At 34.2% G+C, this 25,376-nt stretch carries 24 protein-coding genes and 7 tRNA genes; 28 read left to right on the top strand and 3 right to left on the bottom strand.

The window, feature by feature from the left end:
- The first annotated feature begins 20 nt into the window (after window positions 1-20).
- The 7 genes from purH (at window position 21) to ligA (ending at window position 8,867) form a co-directional block, all read left to right on the top strand.
- A complete protein-coding gene (gene purH / locus GX308_03550) occupies window positions 21-1,577 on the top strand; it encodes a bifunctional phosphoribosylaminoimidazolecarboxamide formyltransferase/IMP cyclohydrolase (GenBank protein NLK21162.1) in 1,557 nt (518 codons plus the stop codon).
- 310 nt (window positions 1,578-1,887) lie between these two features.
- The gene (locus GX308_03545) at window positions 1,888-2,775 is read left to right on the top strand and encodes a GGDEF domain-containing protein (protein NLK21161.1); all 888 of its coding nucleotides are present in this window, start codon (window positions 1,888-1,890) and stop codon (window positions 2,773-2,775) included.
- A 201-nt stretch (window positions 2,776-2,976) separates the two neighbouring features.
- Window positions 2,977-3,684, top strand: coding sequence for a phosphatase (locus GX308_03540; GenBank protein NLK21160.1), 708 nt, complete (start codon window positions 2,977-2,979; stop codon window positions 3,682-3,684).
- Window positions 3,685-3,775: 91 nt separating this feature from the next.
- Window positions 3,776-4,072, top strand: a complete 297-nt coding sequence (locus GX308_03535) for a hypothetical protein (GenBank protein ID NLK21159.1) — start codon at window positions 3,776-3,778, stop codon at window positions 4,070-4,072.
- Between the two features lie 58 nt (window positions 4,073-4,130).
- Window positions 4,131-6,347, top strand: a complete 2,217-nt coding sequence (gene pcrA, locus GX308_03530) for a DNA helicase PcrA (GenBank protein ID NLK21158.1) — start codon at window positions 4,131-4,133, stop codon at window positions 6,345-6,347.
- A gap of 219 nt (window positions 6,348-6,566) precedes the next feature.
- A complete protein-coding gene (locus GX308_03525; protein ID NLK21157.1) occupies window positions 6,567-6,743 on the top strand; it encodes a hypothetical protein in 177 nt (58 codons plus the stop codon).
- A gap of 186 nt (window positions 6,744-6,929) precedes the next feature.
- Window positions 6,930-8,867 (top strand): NAD-dependent DNA ligase LigA, encoded by a 1,938-nt coding sequence (gene ligA / locus GX308_03520; GenBank protein NLK21156.1) that lies wholly within the window; start codon window positions 6,930-6,932, stop codon window positions 8,865-8,867.
- A gap of 33 nt (window positions 8,868-8,900) precedes the next feature.
- On the opposite strand, the gene GX308_03515 is transcribed toward ligA, so the two are convergent.
- Window positions 8,901-9,086, bottom strand: a complete 186-nt coding sequence (locus GX308_03515; protein ID NLK21155.1) for a hypothetical protein — start codon at window positions 9,084-9,086, stop codon at window positions 8,901-8,903.
- Window positions 9,087-9,249: 163 nt separating this feature from the next.
- On the opposite strand from GX308_03515, the gene GX308_03510 reads away from it, so the two are divergent.
- From GX308_03510 to GX308_03455, 12 genes are all read left to right on the top strand, one after another.
- Window positions 9,250-11,490 (top strand): AMIN domain-containing protein, encoded by a 2,241-nt coding sequence (locus tag GX308_03510; protein ID NLK21154.1) that lies wholly within the window; start codon window positions 9,250-9,252, stop codon window positions 11,488-11,490.
- 199 nt (window positions 11,491-11,689) lie between these two features.
- Entirely contained in the window at window positions 11,690-12,163 is a 474-nt protein-coding gene (locus GX308_03505) for a GerMN domain-containing protein (GenBank protein ID NLK21153.1), read from the top strand.
- Window positions 12,127-12,873, top strand: a complete 747-nt coding sequence (gene rph / locus GX308_03500) for a ribonuclease PH (GenBank protein NLK21152.1) — start codon at window positions 12,127-12,129, stop codon at window positions 12,871-12,873. Before GX308_03505 ends, rph begins: the two co-directional genes overlap by 37 nt.
- A complete protein-coding gene (gene rdgB / locus GX308_03495; protein NLK21151.1) occupies window positions 12,873-13,481 on the top strand; it encodes an RdgB/HAM1 family non-canonical purine NTP pyrophosphatase in 609 nt (202 codons plus the stop codon). Before rph ends, rdgB begins: the two co-directional genes overlap by 1 nt.
- Window positions 13,478-13,993 (top strand): metallophosphoesterase, encoded by a 516-nt coding sequence (locus GX308_03490; protein NLK21150.1) that lies wholly within the window; start codon window positions 13,478-13,480, stop codon window positions 13,991-13,993. The genes rdgB and GX308_03490 overlap by 4 nt, the downstream gene beginning before the upstream one ends.
- Window positions 13,994-14,083: 90 nt before the next feature.
- Window positions 14,084-14,161 (top strand) — tRNA-Pro (locus tag GX308_03485).
- Window positions 14,162-14,164: 3 nt separating this feature from the next.
- Window positions 14,165-14,235 (top strand) — tRNA-Gly (locus GX308_03480).
- A gap of 6 nt (window positions 14,236-14,241) precedes the next feature.
- Window positions 14,242-14,315 (top strand) — tRNA-Arg (locus GX308_03475).
- 24 nt (window positions 14,316-14,339) lie between these two features.
- Window positions 14,340-14,413: transfer RNA gene (locus GX308_03470), tRNA-His, on the top strand.
- Window positions 14,414-14,421: 8 nt separating this feature from the next.
- A tRNA-Gln gene (locus GX308_03465) sits at window positions 14,422-14,496 on the top strand.
- Window positions 14,497-14,501: 5 nt separating this feature from the next.
- A tRNA-Lys gene (locus tag GX308_03460) sits at window positions 14,502-14,574 on the top strand.
- A 19-nt stretch (window positions 14,575-14,593) separates the two neighbouring features.
- Window positions 14,594-14,674: transfer RNA gene (locus GX308_03455), tRNA-Leu, on the top strand.
- A gap of 46 nt (window positions 14,675-14,720) precedes the next feature.
- On the opposite strand, the gene GX308_03450 is transcribed toward GX308_03455, so the two are convergent.
- Window positions 14,721-15,197 carry a CYTH domain-containing protein gene (locus GX308_03450; protein ID NLK21149.1) on the bottom strand — a complete coding sequence of 159 codons (477 nt, stop codon included), beginning with the start codon at window positions 15,195-15,197 and terminating at the stop codon, window positions 14,721-14,723.
- A 424-nt stretch (window positions 15,198-15,621) separates the two neighbouring features.
- Here GX308_03450 and GX308_03445 point away from each other — a divergent pair, with 424 nt between their 5' ends.
- The 5 genes from GX308_03445 to GX308_03425 all read left to right on the top strand — a co-directional run bounded on the left by GX308_03445 (window position 15,622) and on the right by GX308_03425 (window position 21,906).
- Entirely contained in the window at window positions 15,622-17,460 is a 1,839-nt protein-coding gene (locus GX308_03445) for a peptide ABC transporter substrate-binding protein (GenBank protein ID NLK21148.1), read from the top strand.
- A 203-nt stretch (window positions 17,461-17,663) separates the two neighbouring features.
- The gene (locus GX308_03440; protein NLK21147.1) at window positions 17,664-18,593 is read left to right on the top strand and encodes an ABC transporter permease; all 930 of its coding nucleotides are present in this window, start codon (window positions 17,664-17,666) and stop codon (window positions 18,591-18,593) included.
- Complete coding sequence (locus GX308_03435; protein NLK21146.1) at window positions 18,594-19,880, top strand: ABC transporter permease; 1,287 nt, start codon at window positions 18,594-18,596, stop codon at window positions 19,878-19,880.
- Window positions 19,881-19,891: 11 nt separating this feature from the next.
- Complete coding sequence (locus GX308_03430) at window positions 19,892-20,917, top strand: ABC transporter ATP-binding protein (GenBank protein ID NLK21145.1); 1,026 nt, start codon at window positions 19,892-19,894, stop codon at window positions 20,915-20,917.
- Window positions 20,918-20,919: 2 nt separating this feature from the next.
- Window positions 20,920-21,906, top strand: a complete 987-nt coding sequence (locus GX308_03425) for a dipeptide ABC transporter ATP-binding protein (protein ID NLK21144.1) — start codon at window positions 20,920-20,922, stop codon at window positions 21,904-21,906.
- Between the two features lie 76 nt (window positions 21,907-21,982).
- Here the strand turns inward: GX308_03425 and GX308_03420 are convergent, their stop codons facing one another.
- Window positions 21,983-22,423 carry a hypothetical protein gene (locus tag GX308_03420; protein ID NLK21143.1) on the bottom strand — a complete coding sequence of 147 codons (441 nt, stop codon included), beginning with the start codon at window positions 22,421-22,423 and terminating at the stop codon, window positions 21,983-21,985.
- A gap of 179 nt (window positions 22,424-22,602) precedes the next feature.
- Here GX308_03420 and GX308_03415 point away from each other — a divergent pair, with 179 nt between their 5' ends.
- From GX308_03415 to clpP, 4 genes are all read left to right on the top strand, one after another.
- Window positions 22,603-22,824: an alpha/beta-type small acid-soluble spore protein gene (locus GX308_03415; GenBank protein NLK21142.1), complete on the top strand. Its 222-nt coding sequence runs from the start codon at window positions 22,603-22,605 to the stop codon at window positions 22,822-22,824.
- Between the two features lie 149 nt (window positions 22,825-22,973).
- Complete coding sequence (locus GX308_03410) at window positions 22,974-23,255, top strand: DUF503 domain-containing protein (protein NLK21141.1); 282 nt, start codon at window positions 22,974-22,976, stop codon at window positions 23,253-23,255.
- A 199-nt stretch (window positions 23,256-23,454) separates the two neighbouring features.
- Window positions 23,455-24,741, top strand: a complete 1,287-nt coding sequence (locus GX308_03405; GenBank protein ID NLK21140.1) for a trigger factor — start codon at window positions 23,455-23,457, stop codon at window positions 24,739-24,741.
- A gap of 46 nt (window positions 24,742-24,787) precedes the next feature.
- Entirely contained in the window at window positions 24,788-25,372 is a 585-nt protein-coding gene (gene clpP, locus GX308_03400) for an ATP-dependent Clp endopeptidase proteolytic subunit ClpP (GenBank protein ID NLK21139.1), read from the top strand.
- Window positions 25,373-25,376: the final 4 nt, after the last annotated feature.

Below are 25,376 nucleotides of genomic sequence, written 5' to 3'. Positions count from 1 at the left end.
AATTAAGGAGGATATATAGTATGAAAAGAGCATTAATTAGTGTTTCAGACAAAACAGGAGTTATAGAATTTGCAAAAAAAATTAGTGAGCTAGGTTTTGAAATTGTATCTACCGGGGGAACAGCTAAAGCTATTTCCGATGCAGGAATTAAGGTTATCGGTATTTCTGAAATAACGGGGTTTCCAGAATGCCTAGATGGTAGGGTAAAGACCCTTCATCCTAATATTCATGCAGGCCTTCTTGCTATGAGAAGCAAGAAAGAACATGTAAGTCAATTAGAAGAATTAGATATAACCCCTATAGATATGGTAGTTGTGAATTTATACCCCTTTAAACAAACTATTTTAAAAGATGGTGTAACTTTAGAAGATGCCATTGAAAATATTGATATAGGTGGTCCTACAATGCTTCGTTCTGCTGCAAAGAATTATCAAGATGTAGCGGTTATAGTAGACCCTAAGGATTATGATAGGGTTTTAGATGAACTTAAAGAAAAAGGTGAGGTATCAAAAAATACTAAGTTCTATTTATCCTCTAAGGTGTTTGAACATACATCAAGCTATGATACCCTTATTGCGAACTACCTCAGAAAACAAAGGGAAGGTGAAGGCTTCCCAGATACTTTAAGCCTAACCTTTGAAAAGGTTCAGGATATGAGATATGGAGAAAATCCTCACCAAAAGGCAGCTTTTTATAAAGAAATAGGAAAAAACACAGGGTGTTTAAGTTCGGCTACTCAGCTTCACGGTAAAGAACTTTCTTTTAATAATATTAATGATACAAATGGGGCTCTAGAACTTCTTAAAGAATTCGAAGAACCTACGGTTGTTGCGTGTAAACATGCAAATCCCTGTGGTGTAGGCAGTGGTAATAATATTTATGATGCATATATGACAGCCTATACTTCGGACCCAGTTTCTATATTTGGGGGCATAGTAGTGGCAAATCGTGAAATCGATGAAAAAACAGCTATAGAAATGAATAAGATTTTTATAGAGATTATTGTTGCCCCAAAATATAGTAGTGAAGCTTTAGAAGTATTGACTAAAAAGAAAAATCTTAGAATCCTAAGACTTGATGATATTACAGTTAAACAGCCAAAAGGCTCCTATGATTTAAAGAAAGTAGCAGGTGGATTATTAATACAAGATATAGATAATGTACTTCTTCCAGAAGAAGAGCCAAAGATAGTAACCAAGAAAAAACCGACAGAAAAAGAGATGGAAGACTTACTTTTTGCTTGGAAAATAGTAAAATATGCAAAATCCAATGGTATAGCCATAGCTAAAGATAAACAGTCCCTAGGGGTAGGACCTGGACAGGTCAATAGAATCTGGGCTTGTAAGCAGGCAATAGACCATTGCATAGAGCAATTAGGAGCAGATAAATTAAAAGGGGCAAGTCTTGCCTCTGATGCTTTCTTTCCATTTCCAGATTGTGTTGAAGAAGCAGCAAAAATAGGAATAACAGCAATAATCCAGCCGGGAGGTTCCCTAAGGGACCAAGAATCCATAGATGCCTGTGATAAATATGGAATAGCCATGGTATTCACAGGAATGAGACATTTTAGACATTAGTATATAAACCGTCAAATTCAATGTTATAAAGCACTGAATTTGGCGGTTTTTCATTTTTTACAAATCTATACTGAATAAATCTTTTTAGATATGCCAATATAATATTAAGTACTAGAAACAGTACTTTTATTTTTGATGGAATTAATTACTAGTAGAAAAACACAATTAGAATAAGAATTAAGTTGTTTTTTATAAATAAATGAATTAATATAGCTCTAATAATAATTATGAATAAAAACTAAATACTACAAAAGACTTATTCTGATATAGTTATAAAGTGAAGACCATTTTAAAGGGGGAACTTACTTATATGAAAGAATTAATAGAATACGATATTCTGCAACAAATAGAAGTTTATAAAAGAATCTTTGATATTGTACGAATTATTAATCCAACTAAAAAGAAGGTTATTAAATACAAGGAAATGAAGGTGCCAGATAATGTTAACTGTTATCCCTATTGCCTAGATAACAGGGAGTGCAAGGATTGCATACTTAAGAGGGCACTGGAAAGTCAAGAAAACTTAGTTAAGATACAGCATAATGGAGAAAGGGTTTTTTTAATATTCATTGTACCTATAGAAAGTGATAATGAAATAATAGCCCTAGAATTAATAAAAGATATTACCGAAGGCATAGTCCTTGAAACATTTAATATGGGGCAAAGCCGTGAGCATGAACTTCGTAACATGATACAAGATATAAATGCCCTCATAATGAAGGACCCCCTAACCAACATTTATAACAGGAGATATATTGATGAGATGTTACCTAGGGAAATTGAAAGATGTTCAAGTAGAATACCTCTATCTATTGCTATAATGGATATAGATTATTTTAAAAAGGTAAATGATACCTATGGTCACGGTGCAGGGGATATTGTTATTAAAAAAGTGGCAAGGATGCTATTACAATCTATTAGATATGAGGGAGATTGGGTAGGCAGATATGGAGGAGAAGAATTTTTAATTTGTTTACCAAATACTAATAATAAAAAAGCGTATAGGGTTTTAGAAAGAATAAGAAAAACTATTGAGAAGTCAAAAATAATTATTGATAATAAGAAGGTAAGCATAACGGCATCCTTTGGATTATGTACAATTAAAAATAACGATTTAACAGCAACTGATGTTCTTAAATGCGTAGATGATAAATTATACCAAGCGAAAAGTAAGGGTCGAAATAAAGTTGTTATATAAAATATTAGGGAAGAATTTTGATTGAGCTTATAATATAAAGAAATACAAGAAACATGGGGAACAAAATTTAAAGACTTAAAAGCGGATTAAATAGTGACATAGGTATTACACATGAATGATTTGCAATAAAAAATGAATATGATACAATAAAAATAATATTTTAAATATAAGACCCTATAAGATTACAAGGAGATGGACTTAATGAAATTTGTTTTAGATACCCATTGTCATACAGTAGCCAGTGGTCATGCTTATAGTACGGTACAGGAAATGGCTAAAGAAGCAGCGGAAAAGAACTTCGAACTTATAGCTATTACAGATCATTCAGATAAAATGCCTGGAGGTGCCCATTTATTTCATTTTCACAATATGGCAGTCCTTCCCAAGAAGATATATGGGGTGGAGATTTTAAAGGGAGCAGAGGTAAATATTATTGATTATGAAGGTAGCGTAGATTTAGATGAAGACACACTAAGATACCTTGATATTGTTATAGCAAGTTTTCATCCACCTTGTATTAATCCTGGGAATATCCGTGAGAACACTAATGCTTTACTTAAAGTTATGGAAAATCCTAATATCGATATCATAGGACATCCAGGGGATCCACGGTATCCCATTGATATAAAAGCAGTAGTAGAAGCTTCAAAGGAGTACAATACTCTTCTTGAAATCAATAATAGTTCCTTAAGGCCCGGAAGCTTTAGGGCTGGGGGGGCTAGGATTGTTAAAGATATAATGATAGAATGCCTGAAAAAAGATGTACCTTTTATTATTGGTAGCGATGCCCATATATCTTTTGATGTAGGAAATTTTAAATATGCCAAAGAACTTATAGATGAATTAGGTGTTTCAAAGGATTTAGTTATTAATACTTCTGTAGAATTATTAAAAGGGTTTTTAAAGTGATGTACGTTTACTAGTTCTTTATATAGCTTGACTTTAGATGCTTTCATACTGTAAAATATTAAAGAGGAGTAAGTATGAAAGGAGTAATTTAATGGTTAGCAAGATTAAAGATGAGTTAACGGACCATCTTTTTGAGGTAATATTAATGCTTAGGAACATAGATGAATGTTATTCCTTTTTCGAAGATATATGTACAATCAATGAAATAAAGTCTTTAGCCCAAAGGCTGGAAGTAGCGAAGATGTTAAGAAAACACAAAACTTATTCGGAAATTACAGAAAAAACAGGGGCATCTACAGCAACTATCAGTAGGGTTAACCGCTCCCTAACTTATGGTTCAGATGGATACAACATGATTCTTGATAGATTAGAAGAAAGAAATCAGTAATAAATCCTTTCCATGTAAATGGAAAGGATTTTGTTTGAATAAGAAAAGGAGAGTATATATGAATTTGATTGAAGGATTAAATCACAAACAAAAAGAAGCAGTATTACAAACAAAGGGGCCTTTATTGATACTAGCAGGGGCGGGTTCGGGAAAAACAAGAGTTTTAACCCATAGAATAGCTTACCTAATTCAGGAGGAAGATGTTTTACCATGGAAAATTCTTGCTATCACATTTACTAATAAGGCAGCTAAGGAAATGAGGGAAAGGGTCGATACCCTAGTAGGACAAGGCTCCGATGAGATATGGGTTAGTACCTTTCACTCTGCTTGCGTAAGGATTTTAAGACGGGATATTGAAAAAATAGGTTATAACCGTTATTTTACTATTTATGATACTGCAGACCAAAAAACCCTCATAAGAGAATGTTTAAAAGAATTGAACTATAATGAAAAAAACTTCCCAGTAGGTAGTATCCTAGGAGAAATAAGTTCCCAAAAAAATGAACTGATAACAGCCAAGGAATATGACAAACAATCTAGAGGGGACTATAGAAGAGAAAAAATATCTCATATTTACAAGCTTTATCAAAAGAAATTAGAAAGTAATAATGCCTTGGACTTTGATGATATTATTTTTAAGACTGTGGAACTATTTACTTATCATCCTGATGTTTTGGATTATTACCAAAATAGATTTGAATATATCATGGTGGATGAATACCAAGATACTAATACAGCGCAATATAAACTGGTTAAGTCCTTAGCTTCCAAGCACGGAAATCTATGTGTTGTAGGGGATGATGACCAAAGTATCTACGGCTGGAGAGGGGCCAATATAAGAAATATATTGGACTTTGAAAAGGATTTTAAAGATGCCAAAGTTATTAAATTGGAACAAAATTATCGCTCTACAAAAATTATCCTCGATGCAGCCAATGCTGTTATAAAGAATAATTATGGAAGGAAACAAAAGGCACTTTGGACAGAAAATGAACAGGGCAATCCTATAGAGATTAGGCAAACTGATAATGAACATAAGGAAGCAGATTTTGTTGCATCAGAAATCGTTAAGCAAATTGAAGAGGAAGCAAGAGAGTATAATGATTTTGCTATTTTATACCGAACTAATGCCCAATCCCGTGTACTAGAAGAACATCTTATTAAGCACAGCATTCCTTACAGGTTATTGGGGGGAATAAGATTCTATGAAAGAAAAGAAATAAAGGATATTTTAGGGTATCTAAGAAGTATCCAGAATACTGATGATGACTTATCACTAAAAAGAATTATTAATGTACCAAAAAGAGGTATAGGAGATACAACTATAGGTAAGGTCGAAGATTATGTACTAGCAAATGATATTAACTTCTTTAATGTGATAAGGGATAGGGAGTTAGTTTCTCAATTTGGACGAGCAGCCACAAAATTAAAAAGTTTTGCGGATTTAATGGGTGGTTTTCAGGTGCAGGCACAAATTGGCACCGTTATGGAACTTATAGAAACCATTCTAGATAGGACTGGGTATTTGAAGGAATTAGAAAATGAAAATACTGAGGAATCTAATGAAAGAATACAAAATATTAAAGAATTAATATCCAAAGCTGCAGATTATGATGAAAATGCAGAAGAACCAAGCTTAGGAGGATTTTTAGAGGAAGTTTCTCTAGTTGCCGATATAGACAACTATAATGAGGAAAATAATGCAGTAGTGCTTATGACACTTCATAGTGCTAAAGGTCTTGAATTCCCTTATGTTTTTATTACGGGACTCGAGGAAGGGGTATTCCCAAGTTATATGAGTATAGTATCAGAAAAAGAAGATGCAGTAGAAGAAGAAAGAAGGCTGTGCTATGTAGGGATAACTAGGGCGAAGGAAAAGCTTTATTTATGCCATGCCAAATCTAGAATGCTTAGGGGGCTTACCCAGTATAATCGTTTATCCAGGTTTGTGGGGGAACTACCTAAGGAACTTATAAAAATGGGTAATAGTCCCAAAAGGTCTGCAGATCCTCTAGCAGGTATAAGGGCTAGGAATAAGGTTCTAGAAAATTACAAACCTTATGGTGGTGCATCCTTAAATGAAACATCTGCGGCCCCTAAAAAGATTTCCCTGGATTATGAATGCGGAGATATAGTAAAACATATAAAATTTGGTGTAGGTACTGTAGAAGATATTACCTATGCAGGGGCAGATTATGAAGTAACCGTTACATTCCCCAAATTTGGTCAGAAGAAGCTAATGGCAGGGCTGGCTAAATTAAAGGCAGTAAAATAGGCGGGGTTTAATAGTAAATAGAAGGAAAAGAGAGAAATTATAAGGAAAACTGAGATATATAAGTATAATATCAAGCTATAACAAAATATGGCCCACTAAAACACATGGAAAAATTGTAATAAAAAGTAAAATGTGATATAATACGTTCATAAATCATTTGTGGTAATAAATGAAGTTCTAATCCATAGATATAATCTTAGAATGGGAAAGTGGGATGTCATGAAAAACGAAAATAGTTCAGAAATTGTAAAGCTTATAGAGGTTACTAAAAGATTCATAGATTTTGCTGGTAACCTGTTAGAATCGGGGAGGATTACCAAAGAGCAGTATAAAAATATGACCCAAAACAAACTTCGTTTTATTAATGACATGGAAAGGAAGTCCATAAGCAAATAAAATACAGACAGATGTCTGTATTTTTTTTATATATTGTTGTATTATAAATCATAGGGATAGACTTCTATGAAGTCATCCAAAGTCTTCTAATATAACTCTGAGTTTTCACTGTCATACTGGGTATAGCAAGAATGATATTGGAAGAGAGTGAAAAACAAGGTGTGTTTAGTTTATTGGAGGTAAGTCATGGAAAAAATGAAAGAATTGATTCGAATTTTAAATGAGGCTTCCAGAGCTTATTATCAAGAAGATAAAGAAATAATGTCTAACCAAGAATATGATAGATTATATGATGAATTAGAAAATCTTGAAAAAGAGACTGGCATAATCCTAGCAGACAGTCCAACGCAAAAAATAGGTTATACTTTACTTAGTACTCTACCTAAGGTACGGCATACACAAAGGATGCTTTCCCTAGATAAGACAAAGGAAATTTCAAAACTTAAAAGTTTTTTAGACAACCAAAGAGGAATCATTTCATGGAAATTGGATGGCCTTACCATTGTATTGACCTACAGGGATGGGAGGCTATTTCAAGCTGTTACTAGGGGGAATGGTGAAATAGGAGAAGACATAACCAATAATGCAAAGGTATTTAAAAATATACCTCTAATTATACCTTTTCAGGGGGAATTGATTATAAGAGGGGAAGCGGTTATTAAGTATTCGGATTTTAGAAAAATAAATGAGGTACTCCCACCGGAAGAGCAGTATAAAAATCCAAGGAATCTATGTAGTGGTAGCGTAAGACAATTAAACAATAAGATAACGGCAAAAAGGAATGTGTATTTTTTTGCTTTTAGCTTGGTTGCAGCAGACCATCAGAATTTTAAAGATTCTAAGCTCAAGCAATTAGATTGGCTTAAAAATATAGGTTTTGATGTGGTAGAACATCAAGAAGTGTTTAGGGGGAATATAGAAAAAGCAGTATACCAATTTGAAGAAAAAATTGGAGATAATGATTTCGGATCCGATGGATTAGTATTAACTTACGACAGTTTGGCCTATTCGGAATCCCTAGGGGCTACAGCGAAATTCCCAAGGCATTCCATAGCATTCAAATGGGCGGATGAAATGAAAGAAACTAAACTTTTATACATTCAGTGGAATACTTCAAGGACCGGTCTTATAAATCCCATAGCCATATTTGAAAGTGTAGAACTAGAAGGAACCACTGTAAATCGTGCCAGCGTGCATAATCTAAGCATACTAGAGGAGCTCAAATTAGGCATAGGAGATATAATAAAAGTTTACAAGGCAAATATGATTATACCCCAAGTGGCAGAAAACTTAACTAAAAGTAATAATATAGAAATTCCTGAAAAATGCCCAGTATGTAAAGGGGAAACAGAAGTTAGAAAGATTAGGGAGGGAAAAGCTCTATATTGCACTAATCCCAACTGTCATGCTCAAAGGATAAAAATATTAACCCATTATGTATCTAGGGATGCTATGAATATAGAAGGTTTTTCGGAAGCCACCATTGAAAAATTTGTACAAAGAGGGTTTTTAGAGGATTTTAAAGATATTTATGATTTGAATTCATATGAAAAAGAAATAAAGAATATGGAGGGTTTCGGAGAAAGGTCTTATCAAAATCTTATTCATTCGATTGAAAAATCTAAGGATGTTGAACTCCCCAATTTTATATATGCCCTAGGTTTAAATCAGGTGGGTCTTAGCAATGCAAAATTACTTTGTAAGCATTTTAATTATGACTTGGAGAAGATAATGAAAGCCGATGTAGATGAACTTAAAAATATAGCAGGCTTTGGGGAAATAATCACCCACTCCATATATAGCTACTTTAATCAAGATGAAAATAAAAAAAGAATAAAAGTACTAAATGAAATTTTAAGAATAAAAGGAGCGAAAAGCAAACAAGAAAAACAAATTTTAGAAGGATTGACATTTGTTATCACTGGGGAGGTAGCATTTCATAAAAATAGGAAAGAATTAAAAGAAAAAGTAGAATCTTTAGGAGGAAAGGTAACATCAGCAGTAACGGGGAAAACAAATTACTTAATTAATAATGATATCGATTCTACCTCATCAAAAAATAAAAAGGCAAAAGAATTAGGGGTTCCAATTATTAAAGAAGAGGAATTTTTAAAAATGATTTAAGTAAAAGGGATGCACATAGATATTTTGTGCATCTTATTTTTTTGAGAAGGAATAGTATTGCACATCAGGGTTGTCTTTTTTCCTTTGAGAAGCCTCATAATATGGACAATCCATAGAAAAATTTTCATCAATATCTTGAGATACATTGGAGCCCGTATTTAGTGTGCATTTTCCATAAGTTTGATGACGACAGTCATAAGTGCAGTTAATATCTAGCACAAAAAAGCACCTCCTAGGAATAGTTTGTTCTAAAACAGCATTAATATTACAAAAACATTTCAAATTCCGTATTTGCTTTAATAAAGTGCTAAATTCTGATATAATTTTTATGTAAATCAACATGATACTAGACATAATTAAGGTAAAGTGGCGGAGGGGAAAAATGAAAAAAATAAAACCAATGGCATACATATTAGGGGTAATACTTATCTTTAATTTATTATTTGTAAATATGGTTTATGCTGGAGAAACCAATGAAATGATTCTTGAATATGACGGACAAACCCATATTTATAAAGAAAGACCTATTCAATTAGTAGTACGGGGTAAGGATATACAAGGAGAAATGCCCCCTATCGTTTTTAATGGAAATACTCTAGTACCTATCCGTGAGGTATTCGAAGCAATGGAAGCCGTTGTAGAATGGAAGCCTGAAACTAAAGAGGTCTATGCAGGAATGAACGACACCCTAGTTATTTTAAAAACAAATAGCAATATAGCTTGGGTTAACGGCGAGGACAAAAATATTCCCATGGCACCTAAGATTATAAATAATAAGGTTATGATTCCTATTCGATTTGTTGCAGAAACAATCGGATTTAATGTTGAATGGATGAAAAGTGAGCGTATAGTCAAGATTGACTTGCCCGAGGGTGAAAATAATAATAATGAATTAGAAAAACCTATAGAAGATAAGGAAACAAACAACGAAACAGATAAGGATGCACCTATCCCGGATATACCGGTAGAATCTGATTTTAACCGGGATATTCCTAAGTTGCCTACAAAATTGGCAACAAATCCGATTATAGTGGAGTCTAAACCAGATAGTTCTAAAGAGCAAACACCACCATCTATTGAGAGGGTGCAAAATCCAACAACAGATATTATAGGGATACAATCCTTAGATACCACTGGGGGGAGCCAATTTAAGGTATCCGCAAGTTCCCCAATTACTTTCCTAGAACATATGGCTTTAGAAGGTAATAAAATAGTAATAGATATTGACAATGCAAATATGAAGCTATCACAAACAAATATAACAGTGGAAAATAGCAATACAGTGAAATCCATACGTTCAAGTCAATTCAGTTCAAACCCCAAGGTAGTTAGGGTTGTATTTGACCTAAAAAATCAAGGAGATTATAATATTAGAATGGCATCCGATAGAAGGAGCTTTATTTTAGAAATGAAAAAGGCCAACCTCAATAGGGTTGAATTAAGTCAAAACAGTAGAGGAGATGTTCTTACCTTATACGGCAGTACAAACCCTAATGTAAAGGTACTTAGATTAACCAATCCAAATCGTTTGGTAATTGATATTCCCTATATAGAAACTAATCTAGAAGATATTGAAGAATTGGTGAGGGGGCAATATGTAAAGGGTATTAGAACTGCACGGTTTGATGGTAATACATATAGAATCGTTCTGGATGTTGATAACCAGCCTGAATATGAAGTAGTATCATCAGGTAAGGGCAAAACTTCTGTACAAATAATACCCCCAACCTATAAAAATATTCAGTATATAAACCAGGATAAAACTCAGGTTATGATTAAAAAGCCATCAAAGGATTTTGATATAAAGACAATTAAACATGATGATGACTATATGAATAGGATTTACAAAATTATTTTGCCAGAGGATTATTATTTAACTTATGGTGAAGGTGTTTTTCATCTTGGAGATGGTAAACTAGATTCTATACAAATAGGCAGAAACAGTAATAATAAAACTGAATTTAAGTTTATACAAAAAAGTGTTTTTGCTTATGATGTTTTAGATGAGGGAGAATATATCATTATTTCCATTCTTAAACCGACAGAAAAGTATAGCAAAATTATGGTTTTGGATGCAGGTCATGGGGGGAAGGATCCTGGTGCCTTGGGCAATGGGTTAGTTGAAAAAGAACTTAATTTGGATATAACCCTAAAACTAAATGCCCTTCTTGCAAGCAGACCGGATATTAAGGTATATAATACAAGGACAAGCGATACCTATCCATCCCTTGAAGATAGAAGTAAACTAGCAAATGAAATAGGTGCGGATATATTTGTAAGTGTGCATAATAATTCCTTTACTAGTGAACATAAAGGAACAGAAACCCTATATTTTCCAACCCATTTAGATACAACTGCACAGTTTTCAGGAAAAAAAATGGCACAGATTTTCCAAAATGTACTTGTACAACAATTAGGAACGAAGGATAGGGGACTTAAGGAACGTCCGGGACTTTATGTGCTTAGAACAACAAAAATGCCAGCGGTGATAATTGAGGTTGCATTTTTAAGCAATAAGGATGATGCTAATCTCCTTAGATCAGATTCATTTAGACAAAATGCCGCGAAAGCAATCTTCGAAGGAATATTAACCATTTTCGAAAGGTATCCTACTAATAGATAAAAGTTAAATATAAAAATTTTAGGGGTGATTGCAATCACCCCTAAAATTTGTCACGAAAACTGTAAAAGATTTTATAATATATTCTTTAATTAAGGCAAATTATAGTATAGAATAGTATAATGTAGAAACCACACTAACGAAATACCTTGTCCTAACCCCCCTTGTGGTATAAAATGGTAAAATATAAAGGAGGGGTAAAATGGCTGAACCAACATATTTTTTTATTTTGTTATTTATGGGATTTATGTTCGTATCCCCAGCATTTTCAATTCAAAAAGAACAGGTATCTATTCATCAAATTAACGTAACTAAGAAGCAAGCAGAGGAATTATTTGAAGATCTTTTAGGTAATAATTTTAATGTAGAGGAAAGTATTATCCCTAAGGAAGTAAAGATAATGGATATTCGTGTTGAAAATAGTAGCCTGTATCTAAATATTTCAAAGGATATTAAAAATTATGGGGGAACCTTGACTGAGCAGTGGATTGTATACCAAATTTTAGATACCGGTTTTGCTATTTCAGGAGTGGAAAATATTACAGTACTTATAGAAGGGCAAGAAGATTACCTTCCTGAGGGAACGATAATAAAATCTTATAGCAAGGAAGAATGGCTAGAAGAAAGGATGAAAGATGAATGGAGAGAATTGATAAAAGAAAGTATGACCAAATAAGAACAGTAAAAATAACCCGTAATTATATTAAATATCCCGAGGGCTCCGTACTTATTGAAATGGGGGATACTAAGATTATATGTAATGCCAGTGTAGAAGAGAGGGTTCCCCTATTTAAGAAGAGTAGTGGCGAAGGCTGGATAACAGCAGAATATTCCATGCTTCCAAGATCTACCGGAGTAAGAAATCAACGGGATATTAATAAATTAAGAATGAATAATCGTTCTGTAGAAATTCAAAGACTGATTGGACGGGCCTTAAGGTCAGTTATTGACTTTACTATATTAGGGGAAAGGACCATCACTTTAGACTGTGATGTAATCCAAGCAGATGGGGGGACAAGAACAGCGTCTATTACTGGAAGCTTTGTTGCCTTAGCCGATGCATGTAATTTGCTTTTGAAAAAAGAAGTCATAAAAGAGATGCCGATTAGAAATTTTGTTTCTGCTATCAGTGTTGGAGTAGTAGAAGAAATTCCTCTATTGGATTTATGTTATGAAGAAGACAGTAGGGCAGAAGTGGACATGAATTTAGTAATGACCGAAAAAGGTGAGTATATAGAAGTCCAGGGGACAGGTGAAAGATCTCCATTTTCCCATGAAGTCTTTAATAAGCTTCTTGACTTAGGGAAAAAAGGTACGAGTGAATTAATAGAGAAGCAAAAAGAGGCCTTAGGAGAAATTGCAGATATTATTGGAGGAAATTTTTGATGGAACAAATCGTGTTTGCAACAAAGAACAAAGGAAAAATTATAGAAATCAATGAGATAATGAAGGATCTCAACATAGAAATCATATCAATGGAAGCAGCGGGGATAAATATTAATATCATAGAGGATGGAACTACCTTTGAAGAAAATGCAATAATCAAAGTAAAAGAGATTATGAAGCACAGCAAAGGTATTGTTATGGCAGATGATTCTGGAATTGAGATAGATTATCTTAATGGTGAACCTGGGATTTCATCGGCACGTTTTATGGGGGAAGATACACCTTATAATATAAAAAACAATAAAATTTTAGATATGCTTAAAGGAGTACCAGATGAAAAGAGAACTGCCCGATTTGTATGCGTAATAGCTGCAGGGTTTTCTGATGGAAGGATTATTACTACTAAGGGAGTGATAGAAGGAAGGATTGGAAATGAAATAAGAGGGGCAAATGGCTTTGGATATGACCCCATATTTTATGTTCCAAAATACAATATGACAACAGCTCAAATTCCCCCAGAACTTAAAAATAAAATAAGTCATAGGGCAAAGGCATTAGAAAACATGAAAGATTTATTAAAGGGTAGGTTGGAGGATACAACCAAATGAAACTCTTAATTTTAAGTGACAGTCATGGCTCCCTCTACTACCCTAGAATGGTCATACAAAAACTAAAGGATAGAATAGATGTTATTATACACCTAGGCGATCATGAAAAAGATGCTATTAAATTAATGAAAGAATTTCCTAGTTTGCTTTTACATTATGTAGGTGGTAATTGTGATTTTGGCAGTATTCATAAAGAAAAAATAATACCTATAGCAAATAAGAAGATTTTAATGACCCATGGCCATAGGCAAGATGTAAAATGGGGTTATGATAGAATAGGTTATTATGGTGAAGAAAAAGAGGTAGACATAGTATTATTCGGTCATACCCATATGCCTCTGATAGAAAATTATGGTGAGATGCTTCTCTTTAATCCGGGAAGCATTAGTCAGCCTAGAGGTATTATATATCCTACCTTTGGAATAATAGAGATAGAAGAGGAAGGAAAAGTTGAACCTGCTATAATGGCCATTAAAAAAGACAATGAATTAAGTCGACTATGGATGGTATAAAGAAAGAATGATAAAAAAGGGACAAATACATTTTAAAAAAAGTATTGACTAATTTCTATCAATCATATATAATAATCGTTGTCGGCAAAACGGGGTGTGGCTCAGCTTGGCTAGAGCGCTTGATTTGGGATCAAGAGGTCGCAGGTTCGAATCCTGTCACCCCGACCATTTGCGGGTGTAGTTCAATGGTAGAACACCAGCCTTCCAAGCTGGGTACGTGGGTTCGATTCCCATCACCCGCTTTATATGTGCCTGTAGCTCAGTAGGATAGAGCAATGGCCTTCTAAGCCATGTGTCCGGGGTTCGAATCCCTGCAGGCACGTATATAAAATGATTAAGAGATATGGTGGGTATAGCTTAGCTGGTTAAAGCGCCAGATTGTGGCTCTGGAGACCGTGGGTTCGAATCCCACTATTCACCCTTATTGATGGGTAGTCGCCAAGCGGTAAGGCACAGGACTTTGACTCCTGCATGCGAAGGTTCGAATCCTTCCTACCCAGCCAACTGTGGGCTACTAGCTCAGCCGGTAGAGCACTGGACTTTTAATCCAGGTGTCCCGGGTTCGAGTCCCGGGTAGCTCATAGCTTATAATTTGAATATGCGGATGTGGCGGAATTGGCAGACGCACTAGACTTAGGATCTAGCGCCTTTGGCGTGGGGGTTCGACTCCCTTCATCCGCACTATAATAAGAAAAGCTTTATGGCCCATGCCATAAAGCTTTTCTTATTATCTTCTTGGAATACCGTAAACAGCAATATTATTATTTTTATATCTGCTATCATGGGTTACATCCTCACCAAACCACTCTGGAGGAATAAAATACTCAGAGGCTTTTTCAGAATCAAACTCCACTTCAACTGTAAGAAGATTGTTTAAATCCTTATGGTATATATCAAGTTCTGCTATTAAGTTATTTTCTAAAGGAATATAATATCTAGTTTTATTTATAGTAGCAGAGTCCACCTTTGCCCAAAGATTCTCAAATTGCTCTTTAGTTAAGCGAAACTCCATTTCTTCCCTTTTCAAATGTCCTTTACCTTTGATTGTAAGGAAGTATTCATCATCGCTTTTTCTTAATCTAATTGTTGGATCAATAGAAATATACCCTTGAATAATTTCTTTTTTTTCATATAGATGAAGGTTAGCGGGTATGTTCTTTACTAAATATTTTTTTTCGATTTCCATAGAATAACTCCTCCCCATTGTTGAAATATATGAATTAGCCTTTTCTAGTATTATATTGCATAATTGATATTTTTAAAAGTAAATTAAAGTATTTTTATATTGATATTCTTTTATTTGGTATATCAGAAGCTTGAGTGTATGTCAAATATTAAGATAAATGAAGTTAGTAAAATAGAAGGTTATTTTAGAATATTAACACATTAAAGGTAATCCAGTAAAACATGTGATAAGTAATTACCAAAAGGTTAAAAATAATAGGATAAATGAGCTATAAAGACAATAAATGAAGTAAATCCTGCATTATATCCATAATTATGATAAAGGTTCACCTTCAAAAAAAATACCGCATGAATAATTAAATTGCAAAAAAATAGGTTTGGTGATATAATAATTTTTGTTTTTAACTATTCACTAAACTAAACTATAAGAAGGGGGATTCCTAATGAGACTAAAAAAATTATGGGCTATGAGCCTAGCAATAGTTATGGTTCTTAGTATTGCCCTAACTGGTTGTGGCAAAGAAGAAGAACAAACAGTTGGACAGGCTGGGGAACAAGTAAAGGAAGAAAATAAGGATACAAAATTTGAAGGCGAAAAAGTTTTAGATTATTATCTATCTTCTGAACCTCAAACCTTAGATCCACAACAAATGTGGGGACAACCAGATATTCAGGTTGAGAACATGTTTATGGAAGGTTTAATGAGATTTGGTAAGGATGACGGTAGTTTAGAACCAGGGATTGCTAAGGGATATACCTATGACGAAGCAAGCAATACCTATGCATTTGAACTGAGAGACGACGCAAAATGGGCTGATGGAAGTTTAGTTACAGCTGAAGATTTATTCTTCGGGTGGAGATTGGCCATGGATACAACAGGAGCATATAGTTTCTTGATTTCAGATTATATTGAGGGGGCAGCTGATTATGCAGCCTACACAAAGACCACATTCTTAACAGAAAAAGACCCGGATTTTGCAAATCTTAATGAGGATGAGCAGGGTGCCCGTATGGAAAAAATGACAGATGAGGAAAAAGCAGAATTTGAAGCTAAACAAGATGAGCTTTGGGGAAATGTAAAAGCGGTTAAAGACGGTAATAATATCAAAATTACGGTTGCAGTTCCTGCACCATATTTCCCTAATTTAACAGCATTTGCTGTCTATGCTCCGGTTAAAGAAGATTTTTATAAAGAGCAAAGTGCCGCTAATAAATATGGTATAGAAGCAGAAGGACTCCTTGCTAATGGCCCTTGGAAAGTTGCAGAATGGGCACATAAAGACAACTTTAAATTAGTTAAGAATGAACATTATTGGAATAAGGATAACATCAATATTGATGTTGTTAATATGAAAATGGTTAATGACGTAGAAACTAGAACCAATTTATTAAAAACTGGAGCACTAGACGGCTCTGCAATTCAAGCTAAAGACGTGCCGGATTTTGAAGATATGGCTACATTGAATGAATTAAACCTACAGGCAATGATTAATCGTCCTGACTATGGTGTGTTCTACATTGAGTTTAATCATTTCGATAATCCTATTACTCAGAATAAAAATATCCGTAGAGCATTGATGTATGCTATGGATAGAACATCTTTTGTTGAAAAAATCAACTTAGGGGATAGGCCGGCATTGGCAATTATTCCAGAAATTTTTCCAGGTCTTGAAAAGACATTCCGTGAAGAAAATGGAATAGAATTATTCCAAGATAATAATAAAGAAAAAGCTAAAGAATCCTTAGCAGCAGGACTTAAGGAATTAGGCATGAGTGAACTTCCTACAATGGATTTATTAATTGGAGATGGAGATATTGACCAAAAGGTTGGTGAAAAATTTCAAGCCGACTGGAAAGAAGTAGGCATTAATGTAAATCTAGTTCCACTTCCATGGTCAGAAAGATTAACACGACTACAAAAAGGAGAATTTGGAATGTCTGCTTCTGGATGGGGTCCGGATTATCCTGATGCAATGACTTTCTTAGATCTATTTGAATCTATTAATCCAAATAATAGTGGAAAATACAATAATCCTGAATATGACAAACTAATTCAAGCAGCTAAAAATGAAATTGACCCTACAAAACGTATGCAATATATGTATGATGCAGAAAAAACACTTATAGACGATGCAGTTGTAGCACCTCAATACTTTAGAAATGTACATTTTACATTTAAAAATTATGTATCAGGGGCTGTAATAAGAGGGGTTGGGGCAACCACTGACTTTTACTGGGCAGATATTGATATGGCTGCAAAAAATGCAGAAAAACAAAAATAAATTTATGTAATTTAAGATAATAAGAGAAAGGTATATGTATATAGAGAACCAACTTTAGGACTAAATTTAATCACTATACTTAAAGTTGGTTCTCTTAAATAGATTTCCAACATTGTAGGGTTAAATCAATTAGGCTTTTGGTTGGTAATCTATATATCATATACCTTTCTTAATATAAAAAATAAAGATAGGAGGTTATTGACTTGCTAAGATATATTATAAAACGTCTTTTGATGGCGGTGCTTACTCTTTGGGTTATTTCAACCCTTACTTTTATCTTAATGCATGCCCTACCTAATGATCCATTTACGGATCCAAAGTTGAAACCGGAAGTTAAACAAGCTTTAAGGGTAAAATATGGATTAGATAAGCCCCGTTCTGAACAATATCTCATATATATGAAGAATCTTATTAAGGGAGATTTAGGAACATCTATTAAATATCCTGGACGTTCTGTAACGGATATGATTAAACAAAGTTTTCCCAAATCGTTCTCATTAGGTTGGAGAGCCTTGGTTATTGCTGTAATATTCGGAGTAATTTTAGGCATAATTGCAGCTCTTAATCACCAAAGGACATGGGACTATCTATCGATTTTTATTGCAATCATCGGAGTATCCATACCTTCTATTATTTTAGGACCTATTTTAGCTTATGTTTTTGGGGTTAAACTAGGCTGGTTCCCTGTAACAGTAGATAAAACCCAGTGGTCTTTGATACTTCCCTCAATTACCCTTGCCTTAAGTTCTTTGGCTACAATTTCTAGGCTAATGAGAACAACTACATTGGAAGTTCTTGGGCAAGATTATATTAGTACGGCTAAATCTAAGGGGTTAGCAAGATTTCAAATTGTATGGAAACATGTATTAAGGAATGCCATTATGCCTATAATTACAGTCTTAGGTCCTTTGTTTGCAGCATTAATTACAGGGTCAATTGTTGTTGAAAAAATCTTTGCTGTTGCTGGATTAGGGGAGTATTTTGTTTCGACGATTACTGAACAAGACTATCCTATGATTATGGGTATTACTATCTTTTATGCTACGCTTATTATTACTTCCATGCTAGCAGTAGATATTATCTATGGATTAATAGATCCTAGACTTAAAATTTCAGGGGAGGGAGGGAAATAGATGATTAATACGCAGTTGGATAAGGACGATTTTAGACACATAGGCAAAAATCTAAAGGCCGCAGGGGAAATAAAAAGACCAAGTTTATCTTATTGGAAAGATGCCTATAGGAGATTAAAGAAAAATAAAATAGCAATAACTTCTTTTTTGATTTTAATTTTTTTAATTCTTATGTCTTTAGTAGGACCCATAATAACAAAGTCTTTATATGGCCACACCTACGAAAAACAAAATTTGGCCGAGCAAAATCAGACTCCTATTATGAGCAATGCTAGGAGTATTTCCCTCCTGTCAAATGAAGTTTTTAAATATGAAAAATACATTCCTAATTATCGAAAAAGCAAGGTTATTCTAAGAAAGGTTCAACTACAATCTGCGGGGCAAGTAGGATTTAAGATAGGCAACCAGGCCGAAGAATCTTGGCAAGGAGATAAAAAGGAATACCAAATAGTAGTTGATATAGTTGATACTGATACATGGGGTAGTATCGTAGACAAGTTAAATAAAGAATCAGAAGAAATTTTAGCTAAAGATTCGGATTTTAGAGGAATTACCTTTGAAAAGAAAGGTTCAAACTTAATCATAGAAACCAAAGGAGTAAAATGGTTTAATTCTAAACATTGGTTTGGTACAGATGAATTTGGCAGAGATTTATTTACCCGTCTATGGGAAGGCGGAAGAATTTCTTTCTTTATTGCATTCATTTCAGTATTTATAACATCTATTTTTGGAATAGTTTATGGAGGAATTTCCGGATATATCGGTGGTAGGGTCGATGATATTTTAATGCGTATCGTTGAAATATTGATGACAGTACCTGACATGCTTTATACAATATTATTATTAACAGTGATGAACCCGGGTATTAAACCCATAAGTATTGTACTGATTGTAACAGGATGGATGGGAACAGCCCGTATTGTTCGGGGTGAAGTTATGAGACTTAAACATTCAGAATATGTTGTTGCATCTAAAACTTTAGGTGCCGACTCAAAAAGAATTATTTTGAAACATCTCATTCCCAATGCCATGGGTCCTATTATTGTTGATATGACTATGATGATTCCTAAAATGATTTTTGCAGAAGCGTTCTTAAGTTTTATTGGATTAGGTGTTCCGGTTCCTTTTGCTTCTTGGGGCGTACTGGCAAATCAAGGGGCAAAGATATTTAGACAATTCCCTCATCAGCTTATTATTCCGGCTATAGCTATTAGCTTAACGATGCTTGCATTTAACTTATTAGGCGATGGTCTAAGGGATGCCCTAGACCCAAGACTTAGAAAATAGGAGGTGAGTCAATGAAAAAAATACTAGAGGTTAAAAACTTAGAGGTATCTTTTGATACCTACGCCGGGGAAGTTCAGGCAGTAAGAGATGTATCCTTTGACCTTTATGAGGGTGAAACATTAGCTATTGTAGGAGAATCGGGCTCTGGTAAATCTGTTACGGCAAAGTCATTGATGAGACTCAATCCGGAGCCCCCTGCAAGGTATAAAGGCGGACAAATATTATTTAATGGTGAAGATATATTAAAGAAAAGGGATAAAGAAATGCAAGGAATAAGGGGAAGTCGAATAGGTATGATTTTCCAAGATCCGATGACCTCCTTAAATCCGACGATGACTGTGGGAAAACAGATTATGGAAGGATTAAAAAAACACCAAAATATACGAGGGGACGAGGCAAAGAATAAGGCATTGAATATGCTTCGTATGGTTCAGATTCCCAATCCTGAAAATAGATTTAACGAGTACCCCCATCAATTCTCAGGAGGGATGAGACAAAGGGCAATGATAGCTATTTCCTTAGTATGTAATCCACAGATACTGATAGCCGATGAACCGACAACGGCATTAGATGTAACCATTCAGGCACAGATTTTAGACCTAATGGGGGATTTGCAGAAAAAAATTAAAACTTCAATCATATTAATCACCCATGATCTAGGAGTTGTGGCCCACTCAGCTCAAAGAATTATTGTAATGTACGGTGGTAAGGTAGTAGAGAGTGGACCAACGGACGAAATTTTCTATAACTCTAGGCATCCCTACACCTGGGGTTTATTGAAATCTGTCCCTAGATTAGACATAAAAAAAGAAAACAAAAAATTAGATTCTATAGAAGGGACGCCACCGGATTTATTTGCTCCTCCCAAAGGTTGTCCCTTTGCAGATAGATGTGAACATGCTATGGATATTTGTAGAAGGCAAATGCCCCCACAATTTAAGATAGGGGAAAACCACCATTCGGCATGTTGGCTTAACCATGAGTTAGCACCTAAAGTAGATAATCCTGTAACCAAGGATAAAGGGGGTGCAAACTAGTCATGGAAAGCAAAAATAAAGAAGTCCTACTCAAAGTTAGGAATCTTAAAAAATACTTTGAAATTGATAAAAAGGTATATTTAAAAGCTGTGGATGATGTCTCTTTTGATATATATAAAGGAGAAACCCTCGGATTAGTAGGAGAATCAGGGTGTGGTAAATCAACAACCGGTCGTACCATACTTAATATTTATAATCCTACTTCAGGAAGTGTGGAGTTTAACGGAGCAAATATATATGACCTTAAGGGAAAGGATAGAAAAGAATTCAGGAGACGATCCCAAATGATTTTCCAAGATCCATACGCATCTTTAAATCCTAGAATGTTAGTGTCTAATATTATAGGCGAAGGAATAGATGTTCATAGACTCTTAAAAGGAAATGAAAGAACAAGAAGAATTCATGAACTCCTAGAGCTTGTGGGATTAAATAGGGAACATGCGAATCGTTTTCCCCACGAATTTAGTGGGGGGCAAAGGCAAAGAATCGGTATTGCAAGAGCTTTGGCGGTAAATCCTGATTTTATAGTTTGTGATGAGCCTATATCTGCTCTTGACGTATCCATACAAGCGCAGGTTGTTAATTTATTAGAAGAACTCCAGAAAAAAATAGGACTTACCTATCTTTTTATTGCCCATGACCTTTCGATGGTAAGGCATATATCGGATAGGGTGGCTGTGATGTATTTAGGCTCTATAGTGGAGTTGGCAGATAGTGACGAATTATACGAAAATCCCCTTCATCCCTATACTAAGGCTTTGCTTTCCGCTATACCGATACCGGATCCAAAGGTACAAAGAAACAGGGAAAGAATTGCTATTCAAGGAGATGTGCCAAGTCCCATTAATCCTCCAAAGGGCTGTAAGTTTGTAGATAGATGTCCTAGAGCGACGGAAAGATGCAGGACCCAAAGACCTGCTCTCGTAGAAGTAAAACCGGGACATTTTGTAGCCTGTCATCACTGGGAGAATAATGAAAAACAAAATTAATAAGAAAGTGCTATAAAGTTATATTTGAAATAACATTATAGCACTTTTTTAGATTATAAAATAAAATCTATTTTATTTATTGCCAAATCTGAATAGGTATGTATTCAAATAATGTCTTAATATTTTCAGAGGTAATTTGCTTTATGTTGGATTTTTCCAGGGCAAATTCAATTTTCTCGGGATTAAGTTGATATATATAGGAAATATCTTCTTTCGTATAGACTGTTTTTGTTCCTCTCTGTAGTTGACGCTTTAAAAGACCACATATGTAGCTGCCCCCTTGAACCATAATCATAAAAAAAGAGGCAGGGGTTATTTTGTCTATATTGTTATTTGACATAATGCTAATAACCTCTTTTTCACTAATGTTTAGTAACTGGGAAGTTGTGATTATATTTAGTTTTTCAGGGGAAGTTTTAAGAAATAAATCGATTTGCTGAAGTTTCTTTTCAATGTTACTTTGATAAATACTTAGAAATGAATGTTCGTAGAATTGATGAGCGTAGGATGAAGCCATATGAAATTTCCTCCTTGTATATAAAAACAATTATTGTGGTATCATTATATCAAAATTCGCCTTGTTTTTCATATGCAATACTTGGAACTACAAAAACTTGAAAATGGTTCTAAATTCCAACAGAAAAAGATAATATATTTTTCAAAAAGAGACATAATACTACCATGGAGGTGAAAAAAATGGCTAATAACAACACAAATAGAAAAGCAGTTCCAGAAGCAAGAGCAGCTTTAGACCAATTTAAATTTGAAGTTGCTAATGAACTTGGAGTACCTTTGAAACAAGGTTATAATGGAGATTTAACATCCGCTCAAGCTGGTTATGTTGGTGGATACATGGTTAAAAAAATGATTGAAGCTCAAGAAAGACAAATGGCTGGAAGCACAAATCAATTACAATAATACAATAATACAATAATAAAAAAGATGGCATCTTATATGTCATCTTTTTTATTATTGTATTATTTCTGTTTTTGTGCAATGAGCACCTTGTTATTTTTAGGGAATATGATAATATAAAATCTTAGATTGATTATGAGATGAGGGTTAATATGATTGTAGGAACATGCAAAGTCTATTTCCGTGCCCCCTGGGTGAATTCCTTAAAAGAAAAAAGAGCGATTTTAAAGAGTATCATTAGTAAGGTCAAGCACAGGTTTAACGTATCCGTTGCCGAAATAGAAATGCAGGATTCACATCAAAATGGAGTGATTGGTTTTGCTTGCGTAACCGGTAGTATGATTCATGCAAATCAAATAGTACAAAATGTTATCGATTACATTGAAAACAATATTGAGGCGGAAATTTATGATATTCAAATAGAAATAATATGAGTACCTTGACGATACTTTTTTAATTAGATATAATGGCTTGGAAACTGAGATAAAAATGGGAAAAACTTATTATATAAGTAGAATTATACCCCGGTATATGGTATAATACCTAGATGTGTATATATGAATTTAGAAGTACTATGTTTGCCTTACATATGGTGTGCATAGATTATAATATTGTTCAAGGAGGATAAATGTAATGGGTTCACAATTAGAGAAATTAGAAAATAACCAAGTTAAGTTAACAATTGAAGTGCCTGTAGAGAGATTTGAAGAAGGTATGAAATACGCTTATAGTAAAAATAAAAATCATATTACTATTCCAGGATTCCGTAAGGGGAAGGCCCCTAGAACTCTTATAGAGAAAACATACGGAGCAGGTATTTTTTACGAAGATGCTGTTAACTTTGTAATTCCCGATGCATATGAAGATGCTATAAAAGAACATAACTTAGAAGTTGTATCAAAACCAGAATTTGATGTAGAAAAGATTGAAAAAGATGAAGAATTAATAATTACTGCAATTGTGACGACTAAACCAGAGGTAACATTAGGTCAGTACAAGGAAGTAGAAGTATCCAAAACCGATATAGAAGTGAAAGAAGAGGAAATTGAAGAAGAGTTAAAACAAATTCAAGATAAAAATGCCCGTATTATTACTAGAACAGATAGGGCTGTAGAAGATGGAGATGAAGTTGTTATTGATTTTGAAGGCTTTATAGACAATGAGGCTTTCGAGGGAGGGAAGGGTACAGATTATTCCTTAAAGATAGGTTCCCATAGTTTTATTGATAATTTTGAAGAACAACTAATTGGCAGTAACCCTGGGGATGACCTAGATGTTAATGTAGTTTTTCCAGAGGACTACCAACAAAAATCATTAGCTGGCAAACCAGCTTTATTTAAGGTAGAAATAAAAGAAATTAAAGAAAAAGAGCTCCCAGCTTTAGATGATGAATTTGCCAAAGATGTTTCGGAGTTTGAAAGTCTAGATGAATATAAACAAGATATTAAGGCAAAACTGTTAGAACAGAAAGAAAAAGCTGCCCAATCAGAGAAAGAAAAAGCTGTGCTTGAAAAGATTATTGAAAATGCTACTATGGATGTGCCTGAAGTTATGGTCAATAATCAGGTTGAACAAATGGCAGAGGATTTTAGCATGAGAATGAAATATCAAGGGCTTCCTTTAGAACAATACCTCCAGTTTACAGGACAGACCATGGAGACTTTCAAAGCAAACTTCCGTTCTGATGCAGAATTCCAAGTTAAGGCAAGACTAGTGCTTGAAGAAATTGTTAAAGAAGAAACTATAGAAGTTAGTGATGAAGAATTAGAAGATGAATTTAAGAAAATGGCTGAACAATATCAAATGGAATTAGATAAATTAAAGAGTACAGTGGGAGATGCAGAAAAGGAAACAGTAAGAGAAGATATCAAAATAAGGAAAGCCGTTGATTTAGTAGTTAATAATGCAAAAGAAATATAAAAGAAAATCAAGAGAGTCAATTATTAAAGTGTAAGGAGGAATATCTATGAGTTTAGTACCAGTAGTAGTGGAGCAGACTAATAGAGGCGAAAGATCCTATGATATCTTTTCTAGACTTCTTAAAGATAGAATAATTTTTTTAGGAGAAGAAGTAAACGATATTACCGCTAACCTAGTTGTAGCGCAACTTTTATTTTTAGAAGCAGAAGATCCCGATAAGGATATACATCTATACATCAATAGCCCTGGGGGTTCGATTACAGCGGGAATGGCAATTTACGATACCATGCATTACATTAAACCTGATGTATCAACTATTTGTATAGGAATGGCTGCTAGCATGGGAGCTTTTCTTCTAAGTGGGGGGGCAAAAGGAAAAAGATTTGCAGTTCCTAATGCTGAAGTAATGATCCATCAACCTCTAGGGGGTACAAGGGGTCAGGCTACGGATATTCAGATCCATGCTGAGCATATCATTAAAATCAAAAAACGAATGAATGAAATGCTAAGTGAAAATACAGGGCAACCTTTGGACAAAATTGAAAGAGATGTGGAAAGGGATTATTTCATGTTGGCTTCTGAAGCTAAAGAGTATGGTATAATCGATGAAGTTATTGCAGCAAGAAAGTAAATAA

The sequence above is a fragment of the Candidatus Epulonipiscium sp. genome (assembly GCA_012519205.1).
Taxonomy (GTDB): domain Bacteria; phylum Bacillota; class Clostridia; order Lachnospirales; family Defluviitaleaceae; genus JAAYQR01.
This window is presented reverse-complemented; position numbering and strand designations above follow the sequence as displayed.